Consider the following 15,718-nt stretch of genomic DNA (forward strand, 5'->3'; position numbering starts at 1 on the left):
ACGACCATTGCGATCAGGCAAACAAATGATTCATCAGGCACAGGGGGGGATTACGTGCCTTCGTCTATCCATTTTCACCGGGCCATGGAGGCGGTGGCCTGCATTGCTGAGGCCGCGCCGCCGTGGGCCGATATCCTGACGGCCACCCGCGACCTGATCGGCGCCGATTCCGGCTCGTTCCTCATGGTCGATGGGGTCCGCGATCTCATGCATGTCAGCCATGTCGGGCTGGCCGACGCCACGCTGAAGGCATACGAAGAACATTTCCACAGGCACGACTTGCTGACGCATGTGGCCGCGAACCAGGACGTGGGCGCCTGGATCGACAGCAACGAGGCCATTCCGCGCGCGACGCTGCTGCGTTCGGCGTTCCACAACGATTACCTGCGACCCAACGGCCAGCGCCAGATCCTGGCGCTGCTGCTCGAGCGCAATGGCGCGCGCCTGACCGCCATGAGCTTCCAGCGGGCGTCGGTCGAGACGGGCGCGCGCGAGCGCTTGAGCCGTGGCGACATCGGCACGTATGTCCGTGCGTTCCGGGCGGCGCTGGCTACCAAGCAAGCCCTGATTGCGCAGAGCATCGACGTTCTGGAAGAGACGTTCGGCGCCTTTGGCGAGGCCGTATGCCTGGTGTCGCAGGGCGGCACGGTGGTGCGGATGTCGCCGTCGTGTGGCGCGCTGTTCGACAGCCGGCAGGGGCTGACCATCCGGCACGGGCGCCTGGCGCATCCGAACGGCGCGGTCGGTGCGCAGGTCCTCGAGCAGCTGCGCCTGGCCATGCGGACCCGCTCACGCACGCACGCGTCGGTCGCGCTGTCGTCGGGAGATTCGCTTTCGCTTGATATCGCGCCTGCTCCGGCCACGCTGCAGTTGGTCGGCGAGCCGCTGGCACTGGTCCGGTTGCGCCGGAACACCGCGGGCCAGGCGCTTGACCTGTCCTGCCTTGTCGCGGAGTTCGGCATTACCCGGGCCGAGGCGCGCGTGCTGGCCGCACTGGTAGGTGGATGCACGCCGCAGGAGGTCGCGGTGGCGAACTCGGTTTCCGAGCACACCGTCCGCAAGCAGATTGCCAGCCTGAAGGCCAAGATGCAGTGCAGCCGCGTCGTCGACCTGGTGCGGCTGGCGATGCTGTTCCGCGCCTGATCGGTTCCGGGTCCGGCTCTCCGCTAGAATCCTGCCCGGAGCGGTTCTTAAGGTTTGCGGCGTGGCACTTCAACAGGGTTTTATCCTGACCCGACATTGGCGGGATACGCCGGCTGGAACGGAGGTCGAGTTCTGGCTGGCGACCGACGACGGACCGCGCCTGCTGCGCCTGCCGCCGCAGCCGGCCATTGCGTTCGTCCCCGAGGCGCAGCGCGAGCGCGCCGAGGCGATGCTGCACGGCGACGGCCAGGCCGAGCTGCGCACGCTCGGTCTCCGGGATTTCCAGCGCAGGCCCGTCCTGGGCCTTTACTGCCGCCAGTACCGGCAACTGGGCCAGCACAGCCGTGCGCTGCGCGACGCCGGCGTGGATGTCTACGAAGCCGATATCCGTCCGCATGAGCGCTACCTGATGGAGCGCTTCATCACAGCGCCGGTGTCCTACGCCGGCGAAGCCGACAGCAGCGGCGTGCTGCGCAACGCGCAGATGAAGCCCGCGCCGGACTACCGGCCGACGCTGCGCCTGGTCTCGCTCGACATCGAAACCAACGCGTTCGGCGATCTCTATTCGATTGCGCTGGAAGGCTGCGGCCAGCGCCAAGTCTACATGCTGGGCGCGGCACCGCCGGCCCCCGCGGAGGTCGATTTCTCGCTCGAATATTGCGCCACAAGGCAGGTCCTGCTCGAAAGGCTGAACGAGTGGGTGGCCCGCCACGACCCCGACGCGATCATCGGCTGGAACCTGGTCCAGTTCGATCTGCGCGTGTTGCAGGAACATGCGCGCCAGTTGAAGATTCCCCTGCGCCTTGGCCGTGGCGGCGCGGAAATGGAATGGCGCGAACACACCAGCCAGCAGCATTATTTCGCGGGCGCCGCCGGGCGCCTGATCATCGACGGCATCGAGGCGCTGCGCTCCGCAACCTGGAGCTTTCCGTCGTTCAGCCTCGAATCGGTGGCACAGTCGCTGCTTGGCGAAGGCAAGGCGATCGACAACCCCTATGACCGCATGGACGCCATCGACCGCATGTTCGAGCACGACAAGCCGGCCCTGGCGCGCTACAACCTGCGCGACTGCGAACTGGTGACGCGGATCTTCGCGCAGACGGAGCTGCTGACGTTCCTGCTGGAGCGCGCCACCGTGACCGGCCTGCCGGTGGACCGCAGCGGCGGGTCGGTGGCGGCCTTCACGCACCTGTACATGCCGCTGATGCACCGCCAGGGCTATGTAGCGCCCAACCTCGGCGAGAAGGCGCCGGAGGCCAGTCCCGGCGGCTTTGTCATGGATTCGCGCCCCGGCCTGTATGAATCGGTGCTGGTGCTGGACTACAAGAGCCTCTATCCGTCCATCATCCGCACCTTCCTGATCGACCCGGTCGGGCTGGTGGAGGGGCTGGCGCATCCGGATGATGCCGACTCCGTGGCCGGATTCCGGGGCGCGCGCTTTTCCCGCACGAAGCACTGCCTGCCGGCAATCGTCTCCAGGGTCTGGCAAGGCCGGGACATCGCCAAGCGTGACGGCAACAAGCCGCTCTCGCAAGCGCTCAAGATCATCATGAACGCGTTCTATGGCGTGCTCGGGTCGAGCGGCTGCCGCTTCTTCGACCCGCGGCTTGCCTCGTCGATCACGATGCGCGGGCACGAGATCATGCAGCAGACCCGGGCGCTGATCGAGGCCCGCGGCTACGAGGTCATCTATGGCGACACGGATTCCACCTTCGTCTGGCTGCGCCGCGCGCGCACCGAGGCCGACGCCGCACAGATCGGCCGCAGCCTGGTCGCCCACGTCAACGACTGGTGGCGCGAGCACCTCGCGCAGGCCCATGGCCTGGACAGCGCGCTGGAACTGCAGTTCGAAACCCACTACCGGCGCTTCCTGATGCCGACGATCCGCGGCACGGACCTGGGTAGCAAGAAGCGTTATGCAGGGCAGGTGCAGCGGCCGGATGGCCGGGCGGAGATGGTGTTCAAGGGGCTGGAGACCGTGCGCACGGACTGGTCGCCGCTCGCCCAGCAGTTCCAGCAGACGCTCTATGAAAAGATCTTCAACCGCGAGCCCTACCAGGACTATGTGCGGGACATCGTGCGCCGCACGCTGGCCGGCGAGCTTGACGAGCAGCTGGTCTATCGCAAGCGCCTGCGCCGCAGGCTCGACGACTACCAGCGCAATGTGCCGCCGCACGTGCGCGCCGCGCGCATGGCCGATGCCTATAACGAACGCCACGGCCGCCCGCTGCAATACCAGCGTGGCGGCTGGATCAGCTATGTGATGACCACAGCCGGGCCGGAGCCGCTCGAAGCGCGCGCGGCGCCGATCGACTACAGCCACTACGTCGCCAGGCAGCTTCAGCCGATTGCCGACGCGATCCTGCCGTTCCTCGATGATGATTTCGAGACGCTGCTGACCGGGCAGATGGCGCTGTTTCCCGGGTAGGCAACAAGAGCGCGGTGCTTGCCCCAGGCGTTGCGGGGGGCACTTTGGTTGTAGCGATGAATCCCTTCAACCAGCGCCCGCCCGGCGAATCGGAAAAATGTGCATGCGTTTTCGCAGCGGGCTCGACTGCGTGTCGCGATATCGGACAGGCACCGACAAGGCTTTCAGCCGCCATGGCAGATGGCGGGCGGGGTTTGCGCCGTAGATTGAAGATACTGGTTCGTCTTCTAAGGAGGTAAATCATGATCCGACGCTACGCTGCTTGCCTGACCCTAGGGGTGCTTGCCGCGGCCGCCACCACGACTGCGCTGGCGCGCGAGTATGTGGATGAACGGGGCGCGCCGGTCTATGTCCAGCCGGCTCCGGTCGACCACGCGCGGCCCGCCACGATTGCGGCCGGCACGCGCGCGGGCTGGCACGGCGACCGCTATTGGGATGGTCATCGCTGGTGGGAACGTGACGAGTGGAACCGCCACCATCATCACCACCACCATGACAGTCATCACGACCACCACGACGAAGACCACCACGGCTAAACCCGCGGCTTGATGCATCGCGAGGGCATCGGCAGCTGCCTGCGACGGCTTCGCGCCGTCCCTGGCTAGCGCAGATGCCTTCCCGGCAAGGTAGGTGTCGCTTGCCGCGCAGGCGCGCCCGTCATCCCGGTATTGCGTGGGCGCCGCGCCCTGGCCGATGGTCTTGTCCCCGGATTGCGGACCGCCAGTGGGCTATCGGCATGCGTACCGAACGCGCCGACATGAACCGGCTCGCCCATGCCGCCCACGACCTGCTGGCCGAAGGCATTCCCGCCAGCACACAACAGCGTCGCTGCAGACGCCACCAGGCCCAGTACCCCGATCCTGCCCATTGAGTTCGCTCCGTCATGCATTGGCCACCGCTGGCCGCTTGCGGACGAGAGCATAGGGGTTCCACGCGTGCGGGGTTGTAACCGTTTGTGAAGTGGCGTGCGCCGGCGGGCCATCATGGCGCCGTTGCCGGCCGATCACGCAAGCGGCCGGCGCGAGCCGAGAATTTTTTCGATCTCTCCCATGACCTGCGACGGGCCATAGGGTTTGCGCAGCATCGGCAGCTTGGCGTCATCCTTGTGAACGGGTATGTCTGCGTAGCCGGTCGTAATCAGTACTGGCAAGTCGGAGAGGATGGTCCTGGCCGATCGCGCCAGTTCGGTGCCGGTCATCCCGCCCATCGAGTAGTCCGCGATGATCAGGTCCACGGTGTGGCCGGTGCGCAAGAGGTCGAGCGCCTCCTCGCCGGATTCCATTTCGATCGTGTCGAATCCAAGGTCCTCCAGCATCGCGGCCGTGCTTTCGCGGACGATGCGGTCATCGTCGACCACGAGAATGATTGAGCGCCGCTTCCCGTCCGTAGAAGAGACCGCCCGAGAGACCGCCTGCGCGCGAGACCCGAAGAGCTCCGCGATCTGGGCAGCGACCTGAGATTGCCGATAAGGCTTTCGCAGTTTCGGCAGCTCCGGCGCGGTGTCGGCCAGTGCTTCTGCATAGCCGGTCGCAAGAAATGCCGGCAAGCCCGGTGATAGCTCCCGGGCGGCCCTGACCAACTCGACACCGGTCATGCCGGGCATCGAATAGTCCGTGATGAGGAGATCGACGGGATTGCCTTCACGCAGGATATCGATCGCCTGCGCACCCGTTTCCGCCTCGATGACGACGTGTCCAAGGTCTTCCAGCAGGGCGGCGGTGCTCGCACACACCAGCGGGTCGTCGTCGACGACGAGGATCGTCAGGCCTTTCACGCCCTGCGTGTCCCCGGCAGCCTCCGCGACCGTCGCAAGGCTCTCGGCCTTGTCCGTCACGGGCAACCACAATTCGGCGCTGGTTCCCCGTCCCGGTTCGCTCCTGAGGCGTAGCGTGCCTTTCAGCTGCCGCGCGAGCCCATGGACCATGGAGAGTCCCAGGCCGGTTCCCTTGCCGATCTCCTTGGTCGAAAAGAAAGGTTCGGTGGCCCGCGCCAGCGTGGCGGCGTCCATGCCCGCGCCGTTGTCGGTGACGCTCAGGCAAATATATCTTCCGGCAGCAAGATCGGCCGCCGCGGGCGCATCTACGACCGTCGAACGGATCGTCAGCATGCCGCCGCGGGGCATGGCGTCGCGCGCGTTGACGACCAGGTTGAGAATGGCCAGCTCCAGTTGATTCGCGTCGACCAATGCCATGGGCATGTCTGGCGATAGCGCCGTGACCAGTTCGATGCCGGGGCCGGCCGAACGCTCGATCAGCGCATGCATGCCGCCAAGGAGTTTCCCGACGTCAACGGGCCCGATGGTCAGGTCTTGCCGCCGGGCGAACGCCAGCAAGCGCTGGGTCAGCGCGGCACCGCGGTTCGTGCCGTGAATCGCGCCGTCGATCAGGCGCGTCACGCGGGCATTCGCCGGAACCTGCTTGCGAAGCAGCTCCAGGTTGCCGAGCACTGCCATCAGCAGATTGTTGAAGTCATGCGCAATACCGCCGGTCAGCTGTCCCAGCATTTCCATTTTCTGGGATTGCCGCAGCAATTCCTCCGTTCGTTCGCGCTGGGCAATTTCCTCCAGGATTTTCTTGTGCGCTTGCTCGAGCGCAGCCGTGCGCTCCGCCACACGGGCTTCCAGGCTGCTGTTCAGCAGCTTGAGGGTCTGCTGCGCGGTCTTGCTGCTGGTGATGTCGCGCGAGACGCCCACCAGCCGATAGGATTGGCCCGTCGCCGTGGCGGTCTGCACGCGCCTCGCGCGCATCTCGACCCAATGGATCGATCCATCCGGCCACACGACCCGATGCTCGGTCGAATACTCGGCCCCGGTCTCCACACTCTTTCGGACGGCGGCCTGCATCGCCGGACGGTCTTCCGCATGGACGCTCGCCAGCAAGTCCGGGTAGCGAAACGGGGACGCCGGGGAACGTCCGAACATGGCCTTGCAGACATCGGAAGCCGTCAGCGTCCAACGTTCCAGGTCAAGTTCCCAGGATCCCAGTTGTCCCGCCGAGAGCGCGGTGCGCAAGCGCTGCTCGCCCTCCTTCAGTTCTTCAATACGGGCGCGCGCCTCGTATTGGCGCAGACGCGTCTTCACCGCGGTGCGCGCGACGCTCACAAAGGTCGTTGGATGGAAGGGGCGCTCGACGAATGTCACGTTGCCGAGCAGGGTGCAGATATGGGACGCAATGTCGATGCGATGCGCGCTGCCTTGCGAATGGGCCAGTACGATGAACGGCAGGTCCGACCAGCTCGGTTGAGCGGCCAGCCATCGCAGCGGGCCACGATGCGGCGATTGAAGGAGGGCTTCTTCGGTAATGACGCAAAAGCACACGTCGTCATCGAGATGGCTTTCACAGGACGCCAGGTCGGGGAGCGACTGCGCGCTGACGCCCACGTCATGCAGTAGCGAAAGCAGGATGGCGCCATCGCGACCCAGCGGCGCCACGACCAACGCGCGATGCACGGTTTGCGACCCGTCAGGCATTGCGTTCCCGCTCCGTCGCTAGCAGAGGTCCGCGCTCGCCGATGAAGCTTGGCACCCCGCTCAGCACGCCATGGAAGTGCTCCAGCGGACTGCCCAGGTGCAGCCCCGCGGCGCCGATGCCAAACTCGCGAATCGTGGATTCGTGGGCGCCGGCGCGCTTCTTGACCACGGACACGGCGCGGCGCACCTTCCCGAAGGCTTCGAAGTAGCGAAGCAGGATGACCGTGTCGGCCAGGTAGGTGACGTCGACCGGGGCTTTCATGTCCCCGACCAGGCCGTGTTGCGCCACCGTGAGGAACGTCGTGGCGCCTTGCCGGTTCAGGTACTGCAGGAGCTCGTGTATGTGCAGGACGAGCGCGCGTTCCTCGGGCATCGCAGCCTGGTAGCCGTTAAGGCTGTCGATGGCCACGGCTTTCGCATGCGCAAAATCCACCCGCTCCCGCACGCGATGGGTGAACTCGCCGGGGGAAAGCTCGGCCGCGTCGAGTTGCTCGATATGCAGTGCGCCCGACGCCTGCATGCTTTGCAGGTCGATACCCACGGCGCGGGTGCGCTCGAACAGCAGGCCAAGCTCTTCATCGAATACAAAGACGGCCGCGCGCTCGCCGCGGCGAACGGCGGCCGCAATAAACTGGAACACGAAGGTACTCTTGCCGGTGCCTGCCGGCCCAAGGATCAGCGCGCTGGAGCCTTGTTCCAGGCCTCCGCCCAGCAAGGCATCCAGCTCCGGTATATCGGACTTCATCTGCGTGCGCGCGAACTCGGTGCGATGTTCTGCGGCGACAAGACGCGGAAAAACCGTGACGCCTCCGGACCGGATGGTGAAATCGTGATAGCCCCCGCGGAATGCCTGGCCGCGATATTTCGAGACGCGCAAGCGCCGGCGTTCGGATCCGTACTCCGGGGCCAGCTGTTCGAGATTGACGACCCCGTGCGCAACGCTGTGGACCGTCTTGTCCATCGACTCGGCGGTCAGGTCGTCAAGCAGCAGGACGGTTGCGCCCTGACGTGAAAAGTAATGCTTGAGGGCCAGGATCTGTCGGCGGTAGCGCAGGGAACTCTGTGCCAGCAGCCGTATCTCCGACAAACTGTCCAGCACCACCCTTGCGGGGCGCACCTTCTCGAAGGCTTCGAATATCTGCCTGGTGGTCTCGCCAAGTTCGAGATCATACGAATGAAGCAGGCTCTGCTGCTGCTCCGCACTTAACAGGCTTTCTGGCGGAACCAGTTCGAAGATCGTGATGTTGTCGCCGAGCAGCCATCCGTGCGAACTTGCGCCTTCCCGCAATTCCAGTTCGGTTTCCGACAACGTAAGGTACAGCGCCGCGTCGTTCGGTTCTGCGAGCAGGAACTGCAGGCCGATCGTCGTCTTGCCCGTGCCGGGACTTCCCTCCAGCAGGAACGCATGTCCGCGGGAAAATCCGCCGCCAAGAATTTCGTCGAGACCGGGTATCCCGGTCGAAGCCTTCGACGCGACAATCTTGTGATCCATTGGCGACTCCACGTATATCTCAGAATAATAATGCCGACGTCCGCCTTCGCACCAATACCTTATCCCAGGTTGCACGCGGTTTGCTTGCCATGGGAGAGAAGGGGATCAAAGCGTCACGTGAGCCGGCGGAGGAGGGCAGCCTTATGGGCCACTCAGGCGGAATGCGCATTGTTGCCCGTGACGGCAGGCCGATCCCGCCACGCTGAAAAAGCAAACGGCGCGAGCCGACTGGTCTCGCGCCGCCTGCCTGCTGTCCGCCCAGAGGGCGTCCAGCGTGCAATGCCGAATCAATAACCGGCGGCCAGCCCGGTGTTGCGGCGCGGGTCATTGGCGCCATAGAACCGGTTGTTCCCGACCGGCTTGCCACCGAGAGCCGGTGCGCCGACGATGATGGCCGCCAGGTGGTTGGCAGGCTGTGGCGGGCCGAAGCGATGCCCCATGTCTTCCAGGATCTTGCGCGTATCCGGGGACAATGTGTAGTCCTCCACATTGGTCAGGTCCGGCAGCCATTGCTGATGGAAGCGCGGCATGTCCACGGCTTCCTGCACGTTCATGTTGTAGTCGATGGCGTTGATCATGGTCAGCAGTACCGCTGTGATGATGCGGCTGCCGCCTGGCGTGCCCACCACCATCACCGGCTTGCCGTCCTTGGTGACGATGGTCGGGCTCATCGACGAGAGCGGGCGCTTGCCCGGGGCAATGGAATTGGCCTCGCCCTGGACCAGGCCGTACAGGTTCGGCACGCCGACCTTGGCGGTAAAGTCGTCCATCTCATCGTTCAGGACCACGCCCGTCGTAGCCGCCGTCACTTTCGCGCCAAACCAGTCGTTGAGCGTGTACGTGACGGAAACGGCGTTGCCGTCCTTGTCTGCGATCGAGTAGTGCGTGGTGTTGCTGCCTTCATGCGGCGCCACGCCGGGCTTGATGTCCTTCGAAACGCCTGCCTTCTTCGGGTCGATCGCCGCGCGAATCCTCGCCGCGTAGTTCTTGTCCAGCAGGCGGTCCAGCGGGTTCTTTACGAAGTCAGGATCGCCCAGGTAGCTGTTGCGGTCGACATAGGCGTGGCGCATGGCTTCGATCTGGTAGTGCACCGCCTGCGCGGAGTGGTAGCCCAGGTCCTTGAGCGGGTAGCCTTCCAGGATGTTCAGCATCTCGCAGATGACCACGCCGCCCGAGCTGGGCGGCGGCGCCGACACGACGTGATAGCCACGGTAATCGCACTCGACCGGTGCCAGTTCGCGCGTCTTGTAATCATCGAGATCCGCCTGCGTGATCAGGCCCTTTCCAGCCTGGCTGGAGGCAACGATCGCCTTCCCTACCCAGCCCTGGTAGAAGCCTTCGGTGCCCCCGTTGCTGATCGCACGCAGCGTCTTGGCCAGGTCGCGTTGAACCAGCTTCTGGCCCACCTGGAACGGTTGGCCCTTGTTCAGGAAGATTGCGCCGGAAGCCGGGTCTTGCTCGAAGTCCTTGGTTGCGGTGAGCAGCATATCCACGTCGCCCTGCTGGAGCGTGAAGCCGTTCTCCGCGAACTTGATGGCCGGCGCGATCAGGTCGGCGCGCTTCATCGTTCCATACTTGCGGCGCGCGTACTCCATGCCTGACACGGTGCCGGGCACGCCCACGGCCAGATGTCCCTTGGTGGAGGCGCCCTTGATCACGTTGCCGTCCTTGTCCAGGTACATGTTCGCCGTCGCACCCTTGGGCGCGACCTCCCGGAAGTCAAGGAATGTCTTGCGGCCATCGGCCAGCTGGATGGTCATGAATCCGCCGCCACCGAGGTTGCCCGCGGCCGGATACACCACGGCCAGCGCATAACCCACCGCCACGGCGGCGTCGACCGCATTGCCACCGCGCTTCAGCACATCGACGCCGACTCGGGTAGCCAGGTGCTGCGCGGTGACGACCATGCCGTTCTCGGCGGCGACCGGCGCCACGGAAGCCGCGTACGATGACGGCGCGAAGCTGGTCGTCAGACAGAGGGATGCAATCGCGGCGGTGAACCACCGCAAGCCTGGCTTCGGATTCATGGAGTCTCCTGGTAAATGCTGCGTAAGCGAACCGTGCTGACGACATTGCCCAAGACGCCAATGAATAACCGTGCCTGTGGTTTTGTGTTGGCACGTATGAAAAGAATCGGCTGCAATGCGGCAGCCGGTTATGTTTCGTGGCGCTTGTGGCGCACAAATCTTCTCATAAAGGCGCGCTGCCGCCCAACACCTTTACGCCATCAGCGCGCTGACATGCGCCGCCGTACTCGTGGCCAATGCGTCCAGGCTGTAGCCGCCTTCCAGGATCGACACGATGCGGCCGTTGCATGTTTCGTCGGCAATCTGCATCAGTTCCCGGGTGATCCAGTGGAAGTCGCTGTCCTCCAGGTTCATGCCGGCGAGCGGATCCAGGCGATGCGCGTCGAAGCCAGCGGAGACAATGACGATGTCGGGGGCGAACGCCCTTAGCGCGGGAAGCAGCAGGGCCGAAATCGCGGCACGAAACTGCGCCGGCTCACAGCCGCGCGGCAACGGGATGTTGACGATATTGTGGTTCACCCCTGTCTCGGACCGGGCTCCCGTGCCTGGATAGAAGGGGGACTGGTGGCTGGAGGCGTAGAACAGCTCGGGGCGGTTGAAGAAGGCCGCCTGGGTGCCGTTGCCGTGATGCACATCGAAATCGACCACGGCGACGCGCTCGAGTTTGTGCACCTCAAAGGCGTAGGCCGCCGCGATGGCGGCCTGGTTGAAAATGCAGAAGCCCATCGCCTTCGCCGGTTCAGCGTGATGGCCACACGGCCGCGTCGCGCAGAACACGTTGCGCGCCTGGCCGTCCATCACCGCGTCGACCCCCGCGCAAGCCGCCCCGACGCAGCGCATGACGGCCTCCCACGAGCCCGGCGACATGACGGTGTCGCCCGCGTCCAGCGGCACGTATCCCCGCGAGGGGGCACTTTGCGCGATCTCGTCGATGTAGTGCGAATCGTGGATCAGTTGCAGATGCTCGACGGTGCCCATCGGCGCATCGCGCCATGCCAGCGCAGCGAACTCGGGCGTTCGCAACGCCTGTACGACGGCTTTCAGGCGTTCTGGCGACTCCGGATGGTGCGGCCCCGGCCGGTGTTCGAGACAGGCGGCGTGGGTGTAAACAATCGTCGTTGTCATGTTCGGCTGGACTCGGTTTTCAACCGGCGACATCCCCTGAACCGCGCGCCGCCGGTTGCGTGGATCTCACGGGCATCCTATCAGATATGTGATATATCAGGTGGCCCGGCGTCGAAACGTGTCCTGACGCTGGCCCTGCCTGCCATCTGCTGGTCAAAGGGGCGCCCCGTTGGCGCCGGGGCGCGGACTGACCGCGGACGGTCCGTTCGGCAAACGGGGTTGCGGTGACCTACTTGACCCGCAACATCCCCTTCATCGTCGGATGGCGTGGCCTGACGGGCTCGGGCATGCTTGGCCGGCGGCGCTGAATCTCAGTCGCGGGATCCCGCTGAGGCCGCGTCCGCCGCTTCCGCCTCGGCCGCCTGCAGGTTCAGCACCGCGTCGCGCTTGTCGAGCAGATGCTGGCGCAGGATTGCTGCCAGGCGCTTGCCGTCGCGCGCTTCCAGCGCCACCAGCATCTCGTCGTGGTCGTGGATCGCGCTGTCCCACTTCGATTTCTGGAAGTTCGAACGGAACCGCAAGGCCTGCAGCCTGCGATTCACGGCCAGGTAGGTCTGGCGCAGCGCGCTGTTGCGCGCGGCCAGGTTGATGCGGTCGTGGATTTGGCGGTTGTATTGGTAATAGCCCGACAGGTCGTCCTGCGCGCGGCACGCCAGCATGGCGTAGTGCAGGGCCTTGATCTCCGCAAGATCCACCGGCGTGATGCGTTCGCAGGCCAGTTCACCCGACATCGCTTCCAGGCCGCTCATCAGCTCGAACGTATCCAGGATCTCCGTCGCAGAGAGGCTGGCGACCGTGGCGCCGCGATTAGGCGAGATGTCGATCAGCCCTTCGGCCGCCAGCACCTTGAACGCCTCGCGCAGCGGGGTGCGCGAAATGCCAAGCGTTTCGCACAGCTCGCGCTCGTTGAGCTTGGTGCCGGCCTTCAGCACGCCCTCCACGATGAAGTTGCGCAGGTGGCCCACCACGGTGTCATGCAGGCGCTGCCGCTCAACCTTGGGGAGCACGGACGCGAACGAAGTTTCGCCGGAAGAAATGGGATCTTGCATGCAAAGTCCAACGAGGGTCGGTTTCCTCGCGATTCTATCAGACGCCTAGCACACTGCCGACAAGACGCAAGTCCTTGATGGATCGGGGTAAACACTGCGCATTTTTGTTGTTGCCGCCCCCTTTCTTTATCGGCTCCGCCTGCTAAAGTATTTTGAATGCAAAATTCAACAGGAGGAGTAAATGCTGAAACTGGACTTCCATCCCGCTGGCCGTCATTTCCTGCAGATCCCCGGACCGAGCCCGGTGCCGGACCGCATCCTGCGCGCCATCAGCTACCCGACCATTGACCACCGCGGTCCCGAGTTCGGGGCGCTGGGGATGAAGGTGCTGGCCGGCATCCGCCAGATCTTCAAGACGGAGCAGCCGGTCGTGATCTATCCGGCTTCCGGGACGGGCGCCTGGGAAGCCGCGCTGTCCAATACGCTGAGCCCGGGCGATACCGTGCTCATGTTCGAGACCGGCCACTTCGCGACGCTCTGGAAGAAGATGGCCGAGAAGCTCGGCCTGCGCCCGGAATTCCTCGCTCTGCCGGGCATCGAGGGCTGGCGACGCGGCGTGCAGGCAGACATGATCGAGGCGCGCCTGCGCCAGGACAGCGGTCATGCCATCAAGGCCGTGTGCGTGGTGCACAACGAGACCTCGACCGGCGTCACGTCCGATATCGCCGCCGTGCGCAAGGCCATCGACGCGGCGGGGCATCCGGCCCTGCTGATGGTCGACACGATCTCAGGGCTGGCCTCGGCCGACTATCGCCATGACGAGTGGGGCGTGGACGTGACGGTCTCGGGCTCGCAGAAGGGTCTGATGCTGCCGCCGGGCATCAGCTTCAACGCCGTGTCGCCCAAGGCCATCGAAGTCGCCAAGACGGCGCGCCTGCCGCGCAGCTTCTGGGACTGGGAAGAAATCATCGCCATGAACCAGACCGGCTACTGGCCGTACACGCCGAGCACGAACCTGCTCTATGGCCTGTCGGAAGCGCTGGACATGATCCTGGAAGAGGGACTCGACAACGTCTTCGCGCGCCACCAGCGCCTGGCGGAAGCCTGCCGGCGCGCGGTGCGCGCGTGGGGGCTGGAGATCCAGTGCGCGGACCCGTCGGTCTACAGCCCGGTACTGACCGGCGTGATGATGCCCGACGGCATCGACGCGGACGCCGTGCGCCGGATCATCTATGACCGCTTCAACATGTCGCTCGGCGCGGCGCTGGGCAAGATGAAGGGCCGCATGTTCCGCATCGGCCATCTCGGCGACTGCAACGATCTCACGCTCATGGCCACGCTGTCCGGCTGCGAGATGGGGTTGAAGCTGTCGGGCGTTCCGCTGGCCGCCAGCGGCGTTGCCGCGGCCATGGACTATCTCGCCGCCCACGCGTGCCCCTTGCCTCTGAGGGCCGCCGCCTGACGCGGGCCGCCGGGGCAGGAGGCCGCGGCGCGCACCGGTTCGCATCGCAAGGCCGGGGAGGGCCTTGCAGCGAGCCGGTCGCCAGCAGGTCGGCACGCGCGCGGTCGCCGGCTCCGGCGGTACAGGCTTGTTCCACACAGCACTGATCGAATCAGGATCGGCGCAGCAGCACTGACGTACCTGACAATGCAAAAGGAGACGCTGTGGAAACTACCCTGCAGGCCGGGGCAAAGGTGAGTTCGTACGAAGACGCCGTTTATCGCAAGGTAAGCTGGCGCCTCGTGCCGTTCCTCATGCTTTGCTTCCTGATTGCCTATCTCGACCGAGTCAACGTCGGCTTTGCCAAGCTCCAGATGTCGCAGGACCTTGGCTTCAGCGAAACCGTCTACGGCCTTGGCGCCGGCATTTTCTTCATCGGATATTTTCTCTTCGAAATCCCCAGCAACCTGGCGCTACACCGCTTCGGCGCCAAGGTCTGGATCGGCCGCATCATGGTCACCTGGGGTTTGCTGTCGGCATGCTTCGTGTTCGTGGAGACACCGACCGCCTTCTATACCCTGCGTTTCCTGCTGGGCCTGGCGGAAGCGGGCTTTACGCCCGGCATCGTGTACTACCTGACGTGCTGGTACCCTTCGCACCGCCGCGCCAAGATCATGGCAATCTACTGCATGGGCTCGTCGCTGTCGGGCATCATCGGCAACCCGCTGTCCGGCTTCCTGATGGGCAGCATGGGCGGCATCGCGGGCTGGGCGGGGTGGCAGTGGATGTTCTTCATCGAAGCCGTGCCCGCGGTGCTGCTCGGCCTGACGTGCTTCTGGTACCTGGACAGCTCCATCGCCAAGGCCAAATGGCTCAGTGACGACGAGAAGCAGGTGCTCGAACGGGCCAAGGCGGAGGACAACAAGGCGGCGGGCCCCGTGGCGCGCGTAGGCAATGTCTTCACCGACCCGCGTGTCTGGCTGATCAGCCTGATCTGCTTCTGCTACGTCACCGGCCAGTACGGCATCACGCTGTGGCTGCCGACGTTCATCAAGTCGACAGGCGTCTCCGACCCGATACAGATCGGGCTGCTCAGCGCGATCCCGTATATTGCGGCGATCATCACCATGTACTTCTTCGCCAAGAGCGCCGACAAGCACCGCGAACGGCGCTGGCACCTGATCGTGCCGTGCATGATGGGCGCCATCGGTTTCCTGGCGCTGCCCTGGATCATGCACAGCACGGCGCTCTCGCTGGTGTTCCTGTCGATTGCCGCGGCCGGCATCCTGACCTGTTCGCCGCTGTTCTGGTCACTGCCCACGGCGTTCCTCAGCGGCGCGGCAGCGGCCACGGCGATCGCCATGAGCAACTCGATCGGCAACCTGGCCGGCTTTACCAGCGGCTACATGATCGGGTATCTCCGTGACCTGACCCAGAGCAGCAGCAGCGCGTACTACATGATCGCGGGCATGCTTATTCTCGGCGCATTTCTTATCTGGACCTTGCCGGCAAAGCTGGTCAACCGGTAGCGCATCAGGGGGGCGGCATGCCGCTCCCCAACGACTCAACCACCCGGCGCCTGCGCGTCGGGTGCAAGGAAAGCA

General features: G+C 64.9%; 11 protein-coding genes. 6 read left to right on the forward strand and 5 right to left on the reverse strand.

Features of this window, described 5'->3' with window-relative positions:
• The first annotated feature begins 54 nt into the window (after window positions 1-54).
• The 4 genes from ACIGJC_RS20100 (at window position 55) to ACIGJC_RS20115 (ending at window position 4,442) form a co-directional block, all read left to right on the forward strand.
• A complete protein-coding gene (locus tag ACIGJC_RS20100; protein ID WP_483713900.1) occupies window positions 55-1,143 on the forward strand; it encodes a helix-turn-helix transcriptional regulator in 1,089 nt (362 codons plus the stop codon).
• A gap of 61 nt (window positions 1,144-1,204) precedes the next feature.
• A complete protein-coding gene (locus ACIGJC_RS20105; protein ID WP_483713901.1) occupies window positions 1,205-3,571 on the forward strand; it encodes a DNA polymerase II in 2,367 nt (788 codons plus the stop codon).
• 242 nt (window positions 3,572-3,813) lie between these two features.
• Entirely contained in the window at window positions 3,814-4,107 is a 294-nt protein-coding gene (locus ACIGJC_RS20110) for a hypothetical protein (protein WP_483713902.1), read from the forward strand.
• Window positions 4,108-4,307: 200 nt separating this feature from the next.
• Entirely contained in the window at window positions 4,308-4,442 is a 135-nt protein-coding gene (locus tag ACIGJC_RS20115) for a hypothetical protein (RefSeq protein ID WP_483713903.1), read from the forward strand.
• A 132-nt stretch (window positions 4,443-4,574) separates the two neighbouring features.
• Here ACIGJC_RS20115 and ACIGJC_RS20120 read toward each other — a convergent pair whose 3' ends face one another.
• The 5 genes from ACIGJC_RS20120 to ACIGJC_RS20140 form a co-directional block, all read right to left on the reverse strand.
• Complete coding sequence (locus ACIGJC_RS20120; protein WP_483713905.1) at window positions 4,575-7,040, reverse strand: response regulator; 2,466 nt, start codon at window positions 7,038-7,040, stop codon at window positions 4,575-4,577.
• A complete protein-coding gene (locus ACIGJC_RS20125) occupies window positions 7,033-8,532 on the reverse strand; it encodes an ATPase domain-containing protein (RefSeq protein ID WP_483713906.1) in 1,500 nt (499 codons plus the stop codon). The genes ACIGJC_RS20120 and ACIGJC_RS20125 overlap by 8 nt, the downstream gene beginning before the upstream one ends.
• 287 nt (window positions 8,533-8,819) lie before the next feature.
• A complete protein-coding gene (gene ggt / locus ACIGJC_RS20130) occupies window positions 8,820-10,559 on the reverse strand; it encodes a gamma-glutamyltransferase (RefSeq protein ID WP_483713907.1) in 1,740 nt (579 codons plus the stop codon).
• Window positions 10,560-10,751: 192 nt separating this feature from the next.
• Window positions 10,752-11,684: a histone deacetylase family protein gene (locus ACIGJC_RS20135; RefSeq protein ID WP_483713908.1), complete on the reverse strand. Its 933-nt coding sequence runs from the start codon at window positions 11,682-11,684 to the stop codon at window positions 10,752-10,754.
• 311 nt (window positions 11,685-11,995) lie between these two features.
• On the reverse strand, window positions 11,996-12,733 hold the full coding sequence (locus tag ACIGJC_RS20140) for a GntR family transcriptional regulator (RefSeq protein WP_483713909.1): 738 nt from the start codon (window positions 12,731-12,733) through the stop codon (window positions 11,996-11,998).
• 181 nt (window positions 12,734-12,914) lie between these two features.
• On the opposite strand from ACIGJC_RS20140, the gene ACIGJC_RS20145 reads away from it, so the two are divergent.
• Window positions 12,915-14,135: a pyridoxal-phosphate-dependent aminotransferase family protein gene (locus ACIGJC_RS20145; RefSeq protein ID WP_483713910.1), complete on the forward strand. Its 1,221-nt coding sequence runs from the start codon at window positions 12,915-12,917 to the stop codon at window positions 14,133-14,135.
• Between the two features lie 203 nt (window positions 14,136-14,338).
• Window positions 14,339-15,643 (forward strand): MFS transporter, encoded by a 1,305-nt coding sequence (locus tag ACIGJC_RS20150; RefSeq protein ID WP_483713911.1) that lies wholly within the window; start codon window positions 14,339-14,341, stop codon window positions 15,641-15,643.
• The last annotated feature ends 75 nt before the right edge of the window (window positions 15,644-15,718 follow it).

Source organism: Cupriavidus sp. C3SS-1 (genome assembly GCF_057073755.1).

Bases quoted from the DNA above. Each gene is read 5' to 3' on its own strand.
- ACIGJC_RS20135 (WP_483713908.1), bottom strand. From the start codon at position 11,684: ATGACAACGACGATTGTTTACACCCACGCCGCCTGTCTCGAACACCGG.
- ACIGJC_RS20115 (WP_483713903.1), top strand. From the start codon at position 4,308: ATGCGTACCGAACGCGCCGACATGAACCGGCTCGCCCATGCCGCCCAC.
- ACIGJC_RS20145 (WP_483713910.1), top strand. From the start codon at position 12,915: ATGCTGAAACTGGACTTCCATCCCGCTGGCCGTCATTTCCTGCAGATC.
- ACIGJC_RS20120 (WP_483713905.1), bottom strand. From the start codon at position 7,040: ATGCCTGACGGGTCGCAAACCGTGCATCGCGCGTTGGTCGTGGCGCCG.
- ACIGJC_RS20140 (WP_483713909.1), bottom strand. From the start codon at position 12,733: ATGCAAGATCCCATTTCTTCCGGCGAAACTTCGTTCGCGTCCGTGCTC.
- ggt (WP_483713907.1), bottom strand. From the start codon at position 10,559: ATGAATCCGAAGCCAGGCTTGCGGTGGTTCACCGCCGCGATTGCATCC.
- ACIGJC_RS20110 (WP_483713902.1), top strand. From the start codon at position 3,814: ATGATCCGACGCTACGCTGCTTGCCTGACCCTAGGGGTGCTTGCCGCG.
- ACIGJC_RS20125 (WP_483713906.1), bottom strand. From the start codon at position 8,532: ATGGATCACAAGATTGTCGCGTCGAAGGCTTCGACCGGGATACCCGGT.